The sequence below is a fragment of the Arthrobacter citreus genome (assembly GCF_038405225.1).
In the GTDB taxonomy this organism is placed as follows: Bacteria; Actinomycetota; Actinomycetes; order Actinomycetales; family Micrococcaceae; genus Arthrobacter_B; species Arthrobacter_B citreus_A.
On record NZ_CP151657.1, the window covers coordinates 1,605,931 to 1,622,819 of the forward strand.

The 16,889-nt window shown below is 65.3% G+C and carries 13 protein-coding genes; 3 read left to right on the forward strand and 10 right to left on the reverse strand.

Annotation, left to right across the window (positions count from 1 at the left end):
- Nucleotides 1-46: 46 nt before the first annotated feature.
- The 3 genes from AAE021_RS07390 to AAE021_RS07400 all read right to left on the reverse strand — a co-directional run bounded on the left by AAE021_RS07390 (nucleotide 47) and on the right by AAE021_RS07400 (nucleotide 3,233).
- The gene (locus AAE021_RS07390) at nucleotides 47-556 is read right to left on the reverse strand and encodes a MarR family winged helix-turn-helix transcriptional regulator (RefSeq protein ID WP_342024971.1); all 510 of its coding nucleotides are present in this window, start codon (nucleotides 554-556) and stop codon (nucleotides 47-49) included.
- Entirely contained in the window at nucleotides 553-2,322 is a 1,770-nt protein-coding gene (locus AAE021_RS07395) for an MDR family MFS transporter (RefSeq protein WP_342025344.1), read from the reverse strand. Before AAE021_RS07395 ends, AAE021_RS07390 begins: the two co-directional genes overlap by 4 nt.
- Before the next feature lie 284 nt (nucleotides 2,323-2,606).
- Nucleotides 2,607-3,233 (reverse strand): malonic semialdehyde reductase, encoded by a 627-nt coding sequence (locus AAE021_RS07400; protein ID WP_425362459.1) that lies wholly within the window; start codon nucleotides 3,231-3,233, stop codon nucleotides 2,607-2,609.
- A gap of 244 nt (nucleotides 3,234-3,477) precedes the next feature.
- On the opposite strand from AAE021_RS07400, the gene AAE021_RS07405 reads away from it, so the two are divergent.
- Complete coding sequence (locus tag AAE021_RS07405) at nucleotides 3,478-3,969, forward strand: CarD family transcriptional regulator (protein ID WP_342024972.1); 492 nt, start codon at nucleotides 3,478-3,480, stop codon at nucleotides 3,967-3,969.
- A 95-nt stretch (nucleotides 3,970-4,064) separates the two neighbouring features.
- On the opposite strand, the gene AAE021_RS07410 is transcribed toward AAE021_RS07405, so the two are convergent.
- Nucleotides 4,065-5,837, reverse strand: coding sequence for a glycerol-3-phosphate dehydrogenase/oxidase (locus AAE021_RS07410; RefSeq protein ID WP_425362460.1), 1,773 nt, complete (start codon nucleotides 5,835-5,837; stop codon nucleotides 4,065-4,067).
- A 208-nt stretch (nucleotides 5,838-6,045) separates the two neighbouring features.
- Here AAE021_RS07410 and AAE021_RS07415 point away from each other — a divergent pair, with 208 nt between their 5' ends.
- Nucleotides 6,046-6,954 carry a sugar-binding transcriptional regulator gene (locus AAE021_RS07415; protein ID WP_342025346.1) on the forward strand — a complete coding sequence of 303 codons (909 nt, stop codon included), beginning with the start codon at nucleotides 6,046-6,048 and terminating at the stop codon, nucleotides 6,952-6,954.
- A gap of 80 nt (nucleotides 6,955-7,034) precedes the next feature.
- Here AAE021_RS07415 and AAE021_RS07420 read toward each other — a convergent pair whose 3' ends face one another.
- The 5 genes from AAE021_RS07420 to AAE021_RS07440 all read right to left on the reverse strand — a co-directional run bounded on the left by AAE021_RS07420 (nucleotide 7,035) and on the right by AAE021_RS07440 (nucleotide 15,029).
- Complete coding sequence (locus AAE021_RS07420) at nucleotides 7,035-9,272, reverse strand: alpha-galactosidase (protein WP_342024974.1); 2,238 nt, start codon at nucleotides 9,270-9,272, stop codon at nucleotides 7,035-7,037.
- A gap of 93 nt (nucleotides 9,273-9,365) precedes the next feature.
- The gene (locus tag AAE021_RS07425) at nucleotides 9,366-10,187 is read right to left on the reverse strand and encodes an SDR family NAD(P)-dependent oxidoreductase (RefSeq protein ID WP_342024975.1); all 822 of its coding nucleotides are present in this window, start codon (nucleotides 10,185-10,187) and stop codon (nucleotides 9,366-9,368) included.
- Between the two features lie 102 nt (nucleotides 10,188-10,289).
- Nucleotides 10,290-11,420 carry a hypothetical protein gene (locus AAE021_RS07430; protein ID WP_342024976.1) on the reverse strand — a complete coding sequence of 377 codons (1,131 nt, stop codon included), beginning with the start codon at nucleotides 11,418-11,420 and terminating at the stop codon, nucleotides 10,290-10,292.
- Between the two features lie 85 nt (nucleotides 11,421-11,505).
- Nucleotides 11,506-12,480, reverse strand: coding sequence for a bile acid:sodium symporter family protein (locus AAE021_RS07435; RefSeq protein ID WP_342024977.1), 975 nt, complete (start codon nucleotides 12,478-12,480; stop codon nucleotides 11,506-11,508).
- 365 nt (nucleotides 12,481-12,845) lie between these two features.
- Nucleotides 12,846-15,029 carry an ABC transporter permease gene (locus tag AAE021_RS07440; protein ID WP_342024978.1) on the reverse strand — a complete coding sequence of 728 codons (2,184 nt, stop codon included), beginning with the start codon at nucleotides 15,027-15,029 and terminating at the stop codon, nucleotides 12,846-12,848.
- 151 nt (nucleotides 15,030-15,180) lie between these two features.
- Between AAE021_RS07440 and AAE021_RS07445 the strand changes: the two genes are divergently transcribed.
- Nucleotides 15,181-15,843, forward strand: a complete 663-nt coding sequence (locus tag AAE021_RS07445) for a helix-turn-helix domain-containing protein (protein ID WP_342024979.1) — start codon at nucleotides 15,181-15,183, stop codon at nucleotides 15,841-15,843.
- 25 nt (nucleotides 15,844-15,868) lie between these two features.
- On the opposite strand, the gene AAE021_RS07450 is transcribed toward AAE021_RS07445, so the two are convergent.
- Nucleotides 15,869-16,852 (reverse strand): NAD(P)/FAD-dependent oxidoreductase, encoded by a 984-nt coding sequence (locus AAE021_RS07450; protein ID WP_342024980.1) that lies wholly within the window; start codon nucleotides 16,850-16,852, stop codon nucleotides 15,869-15,871.
- Nucleotides 16,853-16,889 lie beyond the last annotated feature (37 nt).

Genomic DNA, 16,889 nt, shown 5'->3' on the forward strand with positions numbered 1-16,889 from the left:
AGGGGCCCGGCTTTTTCATGGATTGGCGGTTGGTGTCAGGCCGCAGTTAGCCGTTGGCCTCTGCGCAGTGATTCGCAGCAGGCCCACCGCGCATGCTCAGACGGGAGAGGTAGCCGGCAAACTGGCGGAGGTCCGCTTCGGACCAGGAGTCCAGCACGTCATGGTCCAGCATGATGCCCGTCTGCACGGCCTTGACCCGCTCGGCGGCCATGGGAGTCAGTGCCAGCAGCCGGGCGCGGCCGTCCTTCGGATCGGGCTGGACCTCAATGAGGTCCATCTCCTCCAGCTGGCGCGATAGCCGGCTGATGACGCTTTTATCGACCATCAGCTGTTCGGCCACAACACCGGACTGAGTGGGCCCCACCCGCTTGAGCAGCTGCAGGATCTTGAGCCCGAACAGCGAAAGGGTTGGATCAACTCCCTTGGCGGCGTCCCGCATGCTCGCCCGGACGCTGTCGGCCAGCCGCCGGAGGGAATCCTCCACCTCGTTGATGGCTGCGGACCGGCCGTTATCTCCGGCCCGGCCGTTCACCGCATCCTTGGCCGGGGAGATCAAGGCCTGCCCTGCTCCGGTCCGGGGGTTGACGCCGGCGCCATCGGATCCACGAGCCCCACGGCGCCAGTGGCGACGTCAACGAGGGTCAGGTCCGCGGCGGCGCGTTCCTCTTCGCGGCGGGTGCCGGTCTCATCCGGTTCGCCGCCGTCGGCAGCGGGCGTTGGTGTTTCCGCGGCCGGAACAGCCGTGGCGCCGGCAGCCGCAGCAGTCGTACCGGCCGTTGCGGCAGGTGCCGCAGCGGCGGCGGCTGCGTTCTTCAGCTGCACGGCATTCTGCCGTCCGAGCGAGGCGTTGGGCAGGAAGATCACCGCAATCAGCGTGATCAGGGCCAGCGGAACGCTGTAGAGGAAGACCGAGCCAACCCCCACGCCGTAGGCGCTTTCGACCAGGACGGCGATGGCATCCGGCAGTTCGGAAACCTTGGGAATGGATCCGCTGCCGAGGGCGACGGCGGCAGCGGCCTGATCGGCCGGGGCCAGGGCCGAGATGCCGCTCTTGATTTCCTGCGCCACGATGGTGCCCAGGACCGAGCCAAGCACGGAAACACCGACGGTGCCGCCGAGGCTGCGGAAGAACGTGACGGCACTGGTGGCCACCCCGAGGTTCTTCACCTCAATGGAGTTCTGGACCACCAGGACCAGGTTCTGCATGAGCATGCCCAGCCCGGCGCCGAGGACGGCCATGTAGATGCCCACGAGGACCAGGTTCGTGTCATAGGCCAGGGTGCCCAGCAGGACGGAGCCAACCACGGTGAGGACAGCGCCGGAAATCATGACGGCCTTCCACTTTCCGGTGCGGCTGATGACGCGGCCGAAGTAGGTCGAGGAGATCAGCAGGCCGGCCATCATGGGGATGGTGAGCAGGCCGGATTCGGTGGGTGTGGCGCCCCGCGCCAGCTGCATGTACTGGGCCAGGAACACCGACGTGCCGAACATGGAGACGCCGACGGCGATGCTCGCAACCACGGCAAGGGTGAAGGTCCGGTTCTTAAACATCGAGAGGGGAATGATGGGTTCCGGTGACTTGAATTCCACCAGCACGGCGGCAATCAGCAGCACGGCGGATCCGGCGACCATCAGGAATGAGGCCAGCGAGGCCCACTCGAACTGATTGCCGGCCAGCGTTACCCAGATCATCAGCAGCGACACGCCGCCGGCGATCAGCACGGCGCCGAGGTAGTCGATGTGGACCTTGCGCTTGGGGTGCTTGGGCAGGTGCAGGGTGAGCTGCAGCAGGATGATCGCGGCAATGGCAACCGGAAGCGCAATGAAGAAGTTCCAACGCCAGCCGAAGGCATCGGTGACGACGCCGCCCAGCAGCGGTCCGCCGACGGTGCCGACAGCCATGACGGCGCCGAACAGTCCGGCATACTTGCCGCGGTCGCGCGGGCTGATGATGTCGGCCATGATGATCTGGCTCAGCGCGGCGAGTCCGCCGGCACCCAGACCCTGGAACACGCGGAACACAATAAGCGTGCTGGTGTCCTGCGAGAAGCCGGCCAGTGCCGAGCCGAGCACAAAGATGCCCAGCGCCAGCTGAATGAGCAGCTTTCGGTTGAAGAGGTCGGCAAACTTTCCCCACAGCGGGGTGGACACCGTGGTGGCCAGCAGGGTGCCGGTGACCACCCAGGTGTACGCGGACTGATTGCCGTCGAGGTCCGAGATGATCAGCGGCAGCGAGGTGGAGACCACGGTGCCTGCCAGGATCGAAACAAACATGCCGAGCAGGAGGCCGGAGAGCGATTCCAGCACCTGCTTATGGGTCATGGTGCCGTCGGGTGAGACTGTGCGCTTGGGCGCTTTGGCCTTGGGCTCCTTCTTCGGCTTGATCGTATCGGGACGTGGTTCCGGGGACATCTGACTCCTGCTGATAGTTGACTTACATCAACTATATAACTAGTTGCCTAAGATCAACTATTTAGTGTCCAGTCCCACATGCCGCCAGTACCTGATGGACATCTGGGGCTTACAGCCGAACAGATGACAAACGACGACGGCGATGGGTGGCCGCCGTCGTCGCCGTCGTCGTCGTATAACTGTTGTGGAGAAAGCTAGACGGTAGCGGTCACGAAGTCGTAATCCAGGCGCGGCAGGCGCGGGTGCCAGGCGTTCTCGCCGGGCTTGCCGATGTTGACCACCATGAAGGCGCGCCTGTTGTGGCCGGCGTGGAACTCCGCATCAATACCTGCTGCGTCGAAGCCCCCCATGGGACCGGCGGCCAGGCCCACCGCGCGGACGGCCATGATGAAGTACGCAGCCTGCATGTGACCGTTGTTGCTGCCCATGACGGCGCGGAGCTCATCCTGGCCGTCGAACATGGCTTTGCGCTCGGCCGCGTGCGGGAAGAACACGGGGAACTGCTCATGCCACTCGGTGTCATAGCTGAGCACTGCGACCATGGGAGCGGCAGCTGTCTTGGCCCGGTTGCCTTCGGCCATGTGCCGGACGAGGCGTTCACGCGCTTCGGCGGAACGGACCCAGGTGATCCGCAGGGGCTGGATGTTCATGGCGGTGGGGCCGAACTTGGTCAGCTCGTAGATGGCCCGCAGCTGCTCGTCGGTCACCATTTCGTCGGTGAAGGTGTTGGCCGTGCGGGCCTCGCGGAAAAAGAGGTCCAGGGCGTCGCCGTCAAGGACATACTCGGTGACCTGGTTCTCGGTGGTGCTGTCAATGCTCACGTGCTGGACCTTCTTGCTGGGAAATGGGGCGGAAAAATTCAACAGTCCATTCAAGCGCACCCGGAGCCTTGTTCCGTCATTTGCGTCTGGCCCGGGCACTATTTCCGGCCGCGCCCCGGGCCGGGAGGCCCCGCACCGATGACCTGAGTCACCGGCAGAGTAAAATGGAAGTTCACCAAAACCCGCAGACGATGACCGTTCGGTCCGAACCGTCCTGCGGATATCGTGTGGTCGGAGGTAGCGCATGCCACTTTCCAAGGGCCAGATTCTGGTCCATCCCCATCATGGCCCCGCCGTCGTCGACTCGTTCCAGATCCATCCGCGCCTGAAAAGGGAATGCGTTGTCCTTGAGGTGCAGTCCTCGCACCTGATGGTTTGGGTCCCTGTGGACCAGATCGAACGCGTCGGCCTGCGGCCGGTGCTGGACCCAGCCGGCTTGGAGGCGCTTTTTCAGGTTTTGAGAGCGCCCGCCGAGCAGGAGGACGCCCAATGGTCCAGGCGGTTCAAGGACAACACCGAAAAACTCGCCACCGGAGATCCGCTGGTGATCGCCGCCGTCGTCCGCAATCTCATGCTCAGAAATGCCGGAGCCGGACTCTCACAGGCTGAACGGGACATGCTGCGGCAGGCGCGCAAGCCGTTGCTGACCGAAATTTCGCTGGCCCTGGGCATATCCGAGGACGACGCCGGCGTGCAGCTGGACGGTTTGTGGCCGCCGTTCCGGGCGCTTGCCTAGGAGTGATTGGGGCATCACCGCATGCAAGAAAGGGCCGGCCGAAGCTTGCGCTCCGACCGGCCCTTCCCTAGCTGTTCTGAGATTACCGCTGCTGCCTAGACCGCAGCGGGGATCTTCATGCCGTGCATGGTGACCAGCAGGTCACGTGCGGACTCGACCTGGCGGCGGGTTTCCGCCTCATCCCAGCCGAGCTGCGGTGCCAGCAGTTCCGCCATCTCGTTAAGCATGGCTTCGGTGACCAAGCCGCGGAAAGCCAGCGACGTGCGGCGGATCAGGACGTCGGCCAGACGGGTGATCTGCTCGTTCTCGACCATGTAGGTCAGTTCACGGGTGCTGATCTCGTTGGTGGAGGCCAGCAGCTGGTCTCCACCCTGGGCCAGGAACGCCAACACGTCGGTGGCGCGGGTGCCGTAGCGGGTCAGCAGCACGCGGACGCGGTCGCGGTCGGCAACCTCGTTGGCGGTGCGGTTGATCCACAGGCGTTCCTCTGCCTCGGTGCTCGGGAAGTCCTTGCCGCCGCCGATCTGAAGCTCCGACGTCGTCGTCTTCCGCGGCATGCCCAGTGCGGTCATGGCCTCGGAGGCGAGGTTCTCGGACAGGGCGCGGAACGTGGTCCACTTGCCGCCCACGAGAGACAGGGTGGTGACGTTCTTGCCGCCGCGGCGGTCGTTGCGCTTTTCGATCCGGTAGTCGCGGGAAACGAAGCCCGGCTGCGTGTCATCGTGCTTGGGCAGCGGGCGGACGCCGGAGAACGTGTAGACGATGTGGTCGCGGCGCACGTCGATGGTCGGGAACACGTGGGCGACGAGTTCGAAGAAGTACTCGATCTCCTCATCGGTGCAGACCGATGCCTCGTTGATGTCGGCGTCGATGTCCGTGGTGCCCACCAGCACGCGGTCACCCATCGGGTAGATGAGGACGATGCGGCCGTCGGTGTGTTCGAAGAACAGCTCGCGGCCGGCGCAGGCCTCGAGCAGCTCCGGGTGGTCCAGGACGATGTGCGAGCCCTTGGTGCCGCCCATGAAGGACGTGCGCTTGCCGAAGGAGTCGTTGGTCTCGTCAACCCAGGCGCCGGTGGCGTTGATGACGACGTCGGCCTCGAACAGGAATTCCTCGCCGGTCAGTTCGTCGCGCAGCATGGTGCCGGCGTCGGTGGTTCCCACAGCGGAAACGTAGTTGCTGGCGCGGGACTGCTTGTTGGCCTCGAGGCCGTCTCGCAGCACATCCAGGGTCAGGCGCTCGGGGTTGTGCACCGAGGCGTCAAAGTACGTGGCGGTGTACTTGACGTCGGAGCGCAGCTTGGGCAGTTCCTGCAGGGACTTCTTCTTGCCGACGAAGTTGTGGCGCGGAGCCACACGGCCGCCGCGGGAGAAGAAGTCGTACATCAGCAGGCCGGCCTTGATGAGCACTGCGCCGCGTTCGGTGTGCTTGCCCTGCTTGTGCGTCAGGAAGCGCAGCGGGGCCGCGGTGATGCCCGAGAAGGTGCTGGTGATCGGGATGGTGGTCTGCAGCGGCTTCACGTAGTGCGGAGCCAGTCGGAGCAGCGCGTTGCGCTCGACGACGGACTCGTGCACCAGGCGGAACTCGCCGTTCTCCAGGTAGCGGATGCCACCGTGGATCATGTGGGAGGAGGCGCCCGAGGCGCCCTGGCAGTAGTCTCCACGCTCGACGAGGACAACGTCCACGCCCTGCAGCGACAGGTCCCGGAAGGTACCTACGCCGTTAATGCCGCCGCCAACGATCAGCACCGAGGCCCGGGGGCGGTCCTTCAGCTGCTGAACCACCGGGCGGGCGGCGGTTTTTCCCTGTGCGGGGTTCACGGAATTGTCCACGACTCTCTCCAAACGCTTCTGTGGCGGCTTTGCCATTCCTCCAATGTTCGAAGCCGTGAGCCCTTTGGATCGAGCCGATGCACAAACGTGCACGCTGGCATAATGGATACATGAGCAACACAGCGGTATCAGCGGAGCAAATGTGAACAAAGGTGTCAGTTCGCGGCCCTCGAAGCAGTCCGGCGTGGTAGAGGTTCGGGCGGAGCCGGAAACCCGGACCAGGGATGCTCTCCGTGCCGCGCAGATGTATTACCTGCAGAACCTGACCATGGAAGCGATCGCCCGTGAGCTGCGGATCTCCCGCTCCACGGTCTCCCGTCTGTTGTCCCATGCGCGTGCCACGGGGCTGGTGGAGATCAAGATCCAGAGTGCTGCGGACCGGGCGCCGGCGCTGGAGAAGGAGATCAGTTCGCGGTTCGGCATTCACGCGAAAGTGGTTCCGGTTGCCGAGGGGGTATCCCCCGCGCAGATCCTGCAGCGGGTTGCCGTTCAGGCGGCGCACCTGATTAATCCGCTGATTGATTCCGACGCGATCGTGGGTGTTGCCTGGGGCTCCACCCTGACCGCAGTCAGCCAGCATCTCTCGGTGAAAAACACGCACGACAGCACAATCGTGCAGATGAACGGGGCCGGCAACTTCCGGACCTCCGGCATCACCTACGCCAGCGAGATCCTGCAGCGGTTCGGCCACGCCTATGGTGCGCGCGTGGTGCAGTTTCCGGTGCCGGCCTTTTTCGACCACAAGGAAACCAAAGAGGCGATGTGGCGCGAGCGGCCGGTGAAGCGCGTGCTGGACCTGCAGGCGCGGATGAACACCGCCATCTTCGGAGTGGGCTCCATGGAGGCCGGCGTGCCCAGCCACGTGTACAACGGCGCCTACCTGGACGAGGAGGACCTGGACGATCTGATGGCTGAGGAGGTGGTGGGCGACGTCGCCACCATGTTCTACCGCGCTGACGGCACCTGGGACGGCATTGGCCTCAATGACCGCAGCACCGGCCCGGACCTGGACGTGCTGCGCCTGGTGCCGCGGCGGATTTGCGTGGTGGCTGGTGAGGCGAAAACCGCCAGCCTGCTGGGCGCGCTGCGGGCGGGCCTGGTGACCGATTTGATCCTGGACGAAAACTCCGCCCGCCGGTTGGCGTCCAGCTAGCTGCTCCTCCAGCGCCGAACACCCAGGGCCGCCGCATCGGCGCCCCTGGATGCGCCTCAGCGTGCGCCTCAGCTTGCATCTCAGCCCTGGACCGGGTCCGGAGAAAGCGCGTCCAGCCGGAGGATCCGCAGCTCATCCGGAAGCAGCCCGGGCACGTGCACACCCACTGCCTCGAGGGCCCGGCCGGTCAGGACGGCGCCGTCGCCGTCCGGCCACCAGGGCGGCGGGCGGAAACCCTGCGGGGTTGGGCCGGGGGTCACGTCCCGCAGCCGGTAGGAGCGTTTCGGGTCCAGGCCGCGGAGCGTGAACCGGCCCAGCGGTTCAATGTCGGAAACTGCGGTGCGGACGACGGCGAACAGGGCCCGTGATTCCGAGGCATCCACGACGCCGTGAATCTGCAGCGAGGGGTCGAATGAATCAAGGCGGATCATGCGGCCGCCGTGCAGCAGCGCACGGTGCTCCTTGTAGAACTGCACCCAATCCGCCAGTTCCAGGGCATCCTCCCGGGTTGCCTCGGTCAAGTCCCACTCGATGCCCAGATGCCCCCACACCGCCGTTCCGGCCCGGAAGTGGAGCGAGTGCATGCGGCCGGTGGTATGCGAGCGCAGCGAAGCAATGTGGGATCCCATCAGCTCCGGCGGAATCAGCTGCTGCGTCCAGCGGTGCATCCGCTGCCTGTCCAGCGGATCGATGCTGTCAGAGGTCCAGACCCGGTCCGTGTGCTCCAGCACGCCCAGGTCAACACGGGATCCGCCTGATGAACAGGACTCGATCTCCAGGCCCGGAAACCGTTCCTTCAGCTCAGCCATGAGCCGGTATGCGGCCAGCGTCTGCGCGTGCACGCCCGGCCGGCCGTCCGGTTGGGTGCCGGCTTCGATCAGGTCCCGGTTATGGTCCCACTTGATGCACGCAATCGGGTAGCGCTCCAGCAGAGCCACCATCTGGTCCCGCACGTGCCCGTAGGCGCCGGGCATGCCGATGTTGAGGACCTGCTGGCGCCGGGAGGACACGGGAAGCCGACCGGCAGGAGCCATGATCCATTCCGGGTGGGCGCGGGCCACATCGGAATCCGGGTTGACCATTTCGGGTTCGAACCACAGGCCGAACTCCATCCCGAGGGAATGCACATGGCTGATCAGCGGATCCAGGCCCTCCGGCCACACGTCAGCGGACACCACCCAGTCCCCCAGCCCGGAGTTATCGTTCCGCCGGGACCCGAACCAGCCGTCGTCGAGCACAAAACGCTCGACGCCGGCTTCCGCTGCGCGGTCAGCCAGCTCCGTGAGCCGGTCCAGCCGGTGGTCAAAGTAGACGGCTTCCCACACGTTGAGCGTGACCGGCCGCGGACGCGAAGGATGCTTCGGCCGGGCCCGGAGCCAGGCGTGCAGCCGGGCGGCCTGGTCATCAAGCCCTTTGCCCCACACTCCGTACAGCCAGGGAGTGGAGTAGCTTTCCCCGGCACCGAGCATCACCTCTCCGGGCAGGAGCAGTTCGGAGCCGCCCAGCACCTGGAGCCCGTTGGACAGCCGCTCCGCCCAGGCGCGGTGGTTGCCTGAGAAGCCCACGTGGAGCCCCCAGACCTGTCCGTCCGCGAAGCCGAAGCCGGGTTCACCCGCTGAAAGGACGTAGACGGCGTCGGCGCCCGTGCGCCCCCGGCGTCCTTCTCGCAGGTGGATGCCCACCGGCAGCGGGCCGCGCTGAGGAGCCCGTTCCGCACCCCAGTGTCCGGCAAAATCTAGGATTTCCCGTGCGTGGGACGGCAGGGGCAGGATTACCCCCAGTTCCTGCACCCGATAGTCCCCCTCAGCCCTGTTGGTCAGCCGTGCCCGCGTACGGAGCAGTCCCGATGCGGCAAGCTCAAGCTCAATGACCAGATCCAGCCCGGAACCGGTGTCCACGGCCGTCACGGTCAGAGTGGCCGGGCCTGCGCTGGTCAAGGAACCATCAGTTTCGGCGGCCTCTCCCGCAGCGGAAGCGAGTTCCACCTGCGTGACGTGGAACTGTGGCGTCCAGGCGACGCCGTTCCGGTCGCCCGCCAGCCCCGGCCGCCCGGTCCAACCGGTGTGGAGCGAACCGAGCATGTCCGGCCGGACCGGAACATCCAAGCTGTTGGCCGAGGGGTGCGGAACAGCGGCGAGGGCCAGCACCGCGGCCTCCTCCGAGCCAAGTTCGGGCAGTTCACCGCACCAGTGCACAATGGAGGGCAACTGATGGTCGGACAGGTCAAGGAGCACCGAGACACCACCGCCGCGAAGGTGAACACGGCAGGGGCCGGCGGGATCAAGCACACGTGATTCTTCGAGACTGACAGCGGTCATTTCTGCTCCTGCAGGTCGGTCGGGTGGCCGACCATTGCAGTGAACGGCCACTGTGGTGCAGGTCATACTATAGATGGCACTGAAGCAGGGGGCTCAGCGCTCCAGCATCGCCACGCTCCGGTTCCACAGCTGCAGGGTGAGCACTCCGTCACCGGCCTGCCGGTTGGGGCGGGCCACCTTGTTCCGCCGGTAGTACCTGCCCGTTTCATAGTCCTCTCCGGGAGTTCCCTCGGCGAGGTACACGAGTGTCCGGGAGCCGGTCTCCGGTGTCGGAACCACCCGGCGCAGGGGCGATCGGAAGGCAGCGCGCAGCAGCGGTCCCTGCCCGTTCAGAAAGCTGGAGCCCACGAACCCCGGGTGAAAGGCCGTGGCGGTGGCTCCGTGCGAGCGGTAGCGCCGGTCAAATTCCCCGGTGAAGAGGATCTGCTCGAGTTTGGTGGTTGCATAGGCGCGGAAGGGCTTGTACTTCTTTTCCTGTTCCAGGTCATCCAGGTCCACGCGCGCCATCAGGTTTGCGGAACTGGAGGTGCTGATGACCGTTCCCCGGGATTCCAGCAGCCGGTCCGTCAACAGCCGGGTCAGCAGGAAAGGGGCGAGGTAGTTCACTTGAAAGGTCATCTCATGCCCGTCCGCGGTGACCTGCCGTTCCCTGCCGAAGATGGCTCCGGCGTTGTTGGCCAGCACATCTATGCGGGGAAAGCGCTGCAGGATTTCCGCGGCGAGATTCCGGACGCTGTTCAGGTCTGCGAAGTCGGCCAGGATGTAGTGCCCGCCCGTGTCGGCTGCCACGGCGGCGGTCCGCTCCGGTGAGCGGCCCACCACCAGAACCTGGTGACCGTCCCTGGCCAGCCGCCGGGCCGCAGCCGCACCAATCCCGTCGCTTGCGCCGGTAATGACAATCGTCTTGGAAACCACGGCGGTCCGCTTTCCTCGATGGCCTGAGAAGCCCTCACGCTAGCGGAGAGGTTCCGCGAACGGAACCTCCCGGCTAACCCCGGATGGATCACGGCCCGCGTATTAGGCCGAGGCTTCGGCAAGCAGGCGCTCCGAATTGGAGATGGTTCCCTTGAACCGCTCAATCACTGATTCGATACGGCGAATTTTGACGCCCGCTAAAAGCCGCGGTCCGCTGGGTCGGGGATCATAGGCCAACAAGCAGACAGGAACGGCCAATCCACAAAATGTCACCAACGAAGCCACAGCAAAATCCAACATTGACGTCAATATAAAACAGGTGATAAGAAACATCACTACCGCAAAAAATAAATAAAAGAACGCGTAAAAGAACGCAGACACGTATTGTCTCTTCCTGAAGAACTCCCCGGTGGCAAGACACATCTCATTTGTTACAAATGCCCACATGGCAGCGATGATCCACAGCAGCAAATACAGCGCGGTATTCCACTCAAGGTGGACCAGGGAGCCGGTTCGGATACAGACGACCGCGAAGACAACCGCTAATATGCCAGCGCCCGCACACCACAGAGAGTAGGAAGCCTTCGGCCGGTGCTCGGAGAATTTACTGAGACTTGTTTGTCGGCCTTTCACTATTCTCAACGCAGCTTCAAAAACCACCAGTTGCTGTCTAGCCTCGAAGAGCGTCAGACGGTAGACGTCCGCTCGCACCCTGTGCAACGGCATTATGGCCGAGCAGAGTATTCCGGTGCCAGCAGCGATAATCGCATCGGGAAGACTTGCCAACAGCCGAAGGTCAATACTCAGCAGCGACAACCATGCGAGCAGCGCCGAGAGGCCTGCCACCACCATGGAAAAGTCGTCCAACGCCATTCTCGCCGCGCGGTTAGTTGTCGTGTCATTTTCCTCAAGGGGTGCCGGCACCGCACTGAGTGCCAAGAAAAGTGCAATCGACAGGGCTGCAAGGGCAACCAACAAAGCTCCGGGTTGATAATCATCTCGAAAATTGGAGGAAGTACTTCCTGCCCATCGGATAAAGCCCAGTGCGACAGTATCAAGATCGGTGTCCGGCGGGCCCGATGACCCGGCAGTAAGATTCACCCAATAAATCAACCATGCCATGGCACCTGCCGAAATAAACATCACCAACGGAAATACCATGAGTTTGATCCGCATCGCACGCTTTTCGCGGCGCAGCGCCTTTAGACTGTCGTCGTCGAAAATGTTCACCATGAAGCTGATCCCCCCAGTGACCGCAGGCCTGCCCTCTGGCCGGCATCGGCCACAATCCTAGCGTCCGTGACTGCCGGTGGCTCGCCTAGCTCGTGGGCCGGCGGCGCCAGAAGGCTGCCATCAGGGCGCCGGAGACGTTGTGCCACACCGAGAATACCGCGGCGGGCAGGGCCGCCTCCGGCGTGAAATAGTCCTTCGCCAAACCGGCCGCCAGTCCCGAGTTTTGCATGCCCACTTCAATGGCCATGGTGCGCCGTGCGGGAATGGGCTGCCGGAACAGTTTGGCCGCGCCGTACCCCAGCCCCAGCCCAAGGCCGTTGTGCAGCACCACGGCCAGCAGGATCAACCAGCCGGCGGTAAAGATGGCCTCCGCGCTTCCCGACACCACGGCGATGACCACAAAGGTGATGGCAAGAACCGAAACCCACGGCAGCACCGGCAGCACACGGTCCACCAGTTTCGGGACCAGATAGCGGACCACCAGCCCCAGCACCACGGGAATCAGCACAATCTGGACGATGGACAGGGCCATGGCGCCTGCGTCCACTGACATGTAGCGGTTGGCGAGCCACAGCGCCAGCAGCGGCGTGAGGATGGGCGAGAGAAGGGTGGACACCGAGGTCATGGCCACGGAGAGCGCCAGGTTTCCCCGCGCCAGGTAGGTGACCACGTTGGAGGCCGTTCCGCCCGGTGCACAGCCCACCAGGATGACGCCGGCGGCGAGCTCGGGGCTGAGCTGCAACGCCCAGGCCACAGCGACGCCGATAAGCGGCATGATCATGTACTGCGCGATGACGCCGAGCAGCACGGGCAGCGGCTGTCGGATCACCAGGGCGAAGTCCGGCATCGTCAGGGTCAGGCCCATGCCGAACATGATCAGCATCAGGCCCGGATTGACGTAGGCGGATAATCCGGCTGCGGTGAACGGCTCCGGGAAAAACAGCGCCACTGCTCCCCCGGTGAGGATCAGCAGGGGAAAGACGGTAACGGCAACGCGGGCGCTGCGCTCCTCGGCCGGTCGGGGGCTTTTGGGAGCTGTGGTGGCAGGGTGGGAGGACATCCCCACATGCTGGCACTGCAGCTGCCCATCCGCTACTTGTGACGCCGTGTCTCCGTTCACACAGTTAATACGGCCTGGGCGGGGTCCAGCTCGCATACACCGGCATTATTGCGCCAATCCTGCGCCAACCTTGAGCATTAACCGCATCCGGCCCGGGCAGAGTGTCATCCTGGCGGGAACTAGAGACACCCGCCGCATGGCCGTGCACTCAGGGAGACCCGGGTGCGCAGCCCCGGGGAGCTTTCGATTTGAGACCACCGGAGGCTTCCCGGAATCCCCAGAAAGGCGAAGGGCCGCTGCGCAAGCAGCGGCCCTTCGTCGTCTTAATACCCCGTCACCGGCACGCCGGTGAGGAATTGTCCCGGCTAGACCGAAACAGCCGCTTTCCCGGCGGCCTCAACCGCGGGCCCGGCGGCAGGCTCGTCCACCGGATGCGGCTCGGTGCGCGGAGGCTTCACCCGGTCAATGATGACCAGGAGCGCCAGCGACAGCGCACCCCAAATGCCCAGGGTCAGCAGATGCGATCCAACGGTGTCGCCGCCGAAGTACAGAATGGAACGGATGGATTCCACGGCCGCGGGCATCGGCAGGACTTCGTGCAGGAAGCGGAAGATCTCCGGTTCCATGTAGATGGACATCGCGGCACCGGAAGCCGGGACGCCCAGGAACATCAGGAGGCCAATCACCGGCAGGATGGCCAGCATGCCCATAAACCGCTCAAAGACCGCGGTGAACATGGCCACACAGAACACCGCGACCGCGCCGACGCCGAGGAGTGGCCAGAAATGCCCGTCGATGGCACCGACAAACACATCGGCAATCACCCAGAGGAAGGCCGAGATGCCGACGGCCCAGGCGGCAACAATCGGGATCAGCCTGCGCAGCGGACGGCTGGCCGGAGCTGCGGTGGAACCCACCACAATGATCATGAAGCCGGCCATAATCCACCCCATGGCCAGGTACATGGTGGCCATGCCCATGGAGTCGTCGTCGCGCAGCGGGGCAACATCCTCAGCCGTCAGTTCCACCTGCTGCCCGCCGGCAACCTGGCCGAACACCGAGTTCACCACCTGCTGCTGACTCATGCCGGCGGCTTCATTGCTGATCAGAACTGCCGTGGGATTCCCGGCGGACGGCAGCACGAAGGCGGCAACAACCGTACGGTCGCGAACATCCTCCCGTGCCTCATCTGCGGAGTCCATCGCCCGCAGATCGAAGAGTCCGGACATGTTCTCCTCAAGCCCGTCCACTGCCTGCTCTGCCTGCTCAACCGTGGTGCCGACCACGGCGACAGGCATGTCGCGCGGAGCCGGCTGGTACATCGCACCCAGCATGAACGAGAGCATCATCGTAACCATGGCCAGCGGGAAACCGGCCAGCGCGGCGTACCGCCAGCGGCGGCGCTTGGGCCGCGGCCCGCCGTGAAGCGAGGCCACGTTGATGGCCAGCGGGGCGGCGTCGGGCTTGCGGTGCCGCTTCAGGGCGTCAAGGCCCAGGGTGAGCAAGAGCGCCGCCGCGGCACCGATGGCCAGCACGAGCAGGTGCCCGCCAACACCGTTTCCGTCAAAGAAGAGCACCGACCGCAGCGACTCGCCGGTGGCGGCCGCGGGCAGGAAGCTGTGCAGCCACGCGTAGATCCCGGGCATCGTATGCACCGAGATGCTCATGTTGGAGGCCGGAACGCCCAGCACCATCAGGAACAGCATGCCCACCAGAACGGCCATCGGTCCGAAGATGCGGGTCAGGAGCAGCTGGACGCTGCCGACGGCGAAAACCGCCAGAGCGCAAATGCCCAGCACCGCGGCGGTGTGCCCCTGGACCACTCCCATGACGGGCCCGACGACGGTCCAGACCAGTGCTGCGATCAGCACCGACCAGCCGACCAGCAGCGGAACAAACCGCCGGAACCGCATCAGTTCCGGGGAGTTGGACAGGATCAGGCTCAGCGGCATGTAGCCGGCGAGCATCAGCGCGGTGGTCATGAACATGGCGCCCAACCCGGCCGCGTCATTGTCCGGCAGCGGGGCAAGGTCCTCCGGCTGCAGGGTTAGGCCCTGTGCGAGCACCTGCGGGGCCACCAGTGCGGTCACCGCGCCGGACTGTGATGCGCCGGCGGCTCCCGCCGTGTACAAAGTGGCGGTGCCGTCTGCCAGTGAAACAGCTCCGGCAACCTCGCGGTCCAGCACCAGCTGGCGGGCTTCCGCAGCGGTCCCGACCACGCGGACGTCAACGGCGTCCCGGTCCGCGGCCTCGAAGGACTCGGCAAATCCGGAGGCCTGCTGGGCGTTTCCGGCAACGGCGATCGGCATGTTGTGCGGGGTCGGCGCATGCATGGCCGCCAGGTACCCGCCCACCAGCATGGAGACCATGAGCAGCGGCATGAGGAACATGGCGACATAGCGGCCAATCTTCTCTGCCTTGGCCCGCTTCAGCGCGGCAGCTTCGGCGGCAGCGGCCAGATCGCTGCCAGTTGCGGCCGGCTCCCCGCCCTGGTCCGCCGGAGCGTCGCCCGGCGGATAGTCGGTGGACGTGGGGGAATTGTGACTCAAACTCGTGCTCCTGTGCTGTGGTTCGATGGTGATGCGAGGAACGCACCGGCCGGACGGCCGAGTGCGCGGCCTGTGGGACCGACTCGTCAAAATTACGCCATGTGGCGTAAATTTGGTTAATCGAGGCAACCATCGACTGAAAGCACAACACATGGGTCAGCACGGGGATCATGCACGGAGCGTCCTGCTCGACGCCGCAGAGGAGCTCTTTGCCCGCCACGGCATTGATGCCGTTTCTAACCGGAGGATTGCCGAGCACGCCGGCACGGCCAATCACTCCGCCGTCGCCTACCACTTTGGCGGGCGCGAGGACCTGCTCCGCGCACTGGTCACGCGCCACGTCGATGAGACGAACCGGCGCCGGTCGGAGCTGGCCGAAACCCTGGGGACCGATGCCTCACTGACGGATCTGCTGGCCTGCCTGATCCTGCCCTGGACCGAGCATCTTGCATCGCTGCCGGTTCCCAGCTGGCGCGCACGGTTCCTGTCCCAAATCCGCTCGGTGCCCTCCGTGCACGGAACCCTGGCCCAGAGCGCCACAGCCAGCCCGGTGACCGAGGACCTGATCCGGCGCGTCCAAGCCACCCTCGGGGACATGCCCGCCACGGTGCTTCACGGCCGGTCCTGGATCCTCGGCGGCATGGTGCTGGGGGTCTGCGGAGAGTATGAGGCAAGAGTGGCGGACGGCACGGAAACCGCCAACTGGGCCGGCGTCGGCTACTTCCTTATCGACTCCTGCGCCGGCATGCTCTCGGCCCCCGTGACGCACCCGGGCGACTTCCTCACGCAGCCGTCCCCGCTGTACCTCCTGTAGCCGGCGCCGTCACCCGGCGGCGCCCCTATTTTCGGACCGCTGCCACGGCCGCGGCGGTGTCCTCGGCCATCAAATCACCGTTGATGGCAGCTCCGGCGGCCAGCCCGGCTGCGGCCGCGCCGATCACCTGCATCATGGGCATAACCAGGTTTCCGGCGGCGTAGACCCCGGGGACAGTGGTGGCGCCCATCGGATCGGCAGCCACAGCGGTGCCGATGGACAGATCTCCCATGAACTGTTCCTCGGGCGTGATGCCCAAATCCGCCAGATAGCCGGCCCGCGCGCTAAGGCGCGAGAACACCACCACCGCCTGCCGCGGCACCAGCTCCCCGGAGTCCAGCCGGACTCCGGACAGCTGGGGACCGCCCTCCACTGCCGCCACCTTGCCATTGACCACCCGAATGCCCCGGGCGGCCAGCTGCCCGGCCTGATCATGATCCGGCTCGCCGCACCCGTTCAGGAACAGGACGACGTCGTCACTCCACTGCCGCCACAGCAGCGCCTGGTGGACGGACGCCCCAAGGTCCGTGGCCAGGATGCCGATGGCCTGGTCCTGCACTTCCCAGCCGTGGCAGTACGGGCAGTGCAGCACGCCGGTACCCCAGTGCTCCGCCAGCCCGGCGACGTCCGGCAGCACATCGCGGGCTCCGGAAGACGCCAGCACCCGGCGCGCCCGCAGCAGGCGCCCGTCATCCAGCCGCACATCAAACCGGCCATCGGGATTCCGGGTCACGGTGGAAACCTCACCTGCAATCAGGGTGCCGCCGTATCCGGCCACCTCGCCTCGGCCAACCTTGTAGAGTTCACCCGGCGCCGCGCCTTCGCGCCCCAGGTAGTTGTGCACGTGCGCCGCCGGCGCATTACGCGGGTCTCCGGCGTCAACCACCGCCACGGACCGGCGCGCCCGGACCAGTGCCAGTGCCCCGCTGAGACCGGCTGCTGCACCGCCGATGACAACGACGTCGTATTCTGCCGCCCCTGACGTGCTTGGATTTTCGTTCGCTGACATGATTCCTCCAGGATTCGTGCTGCCGGAGACCTCCTCC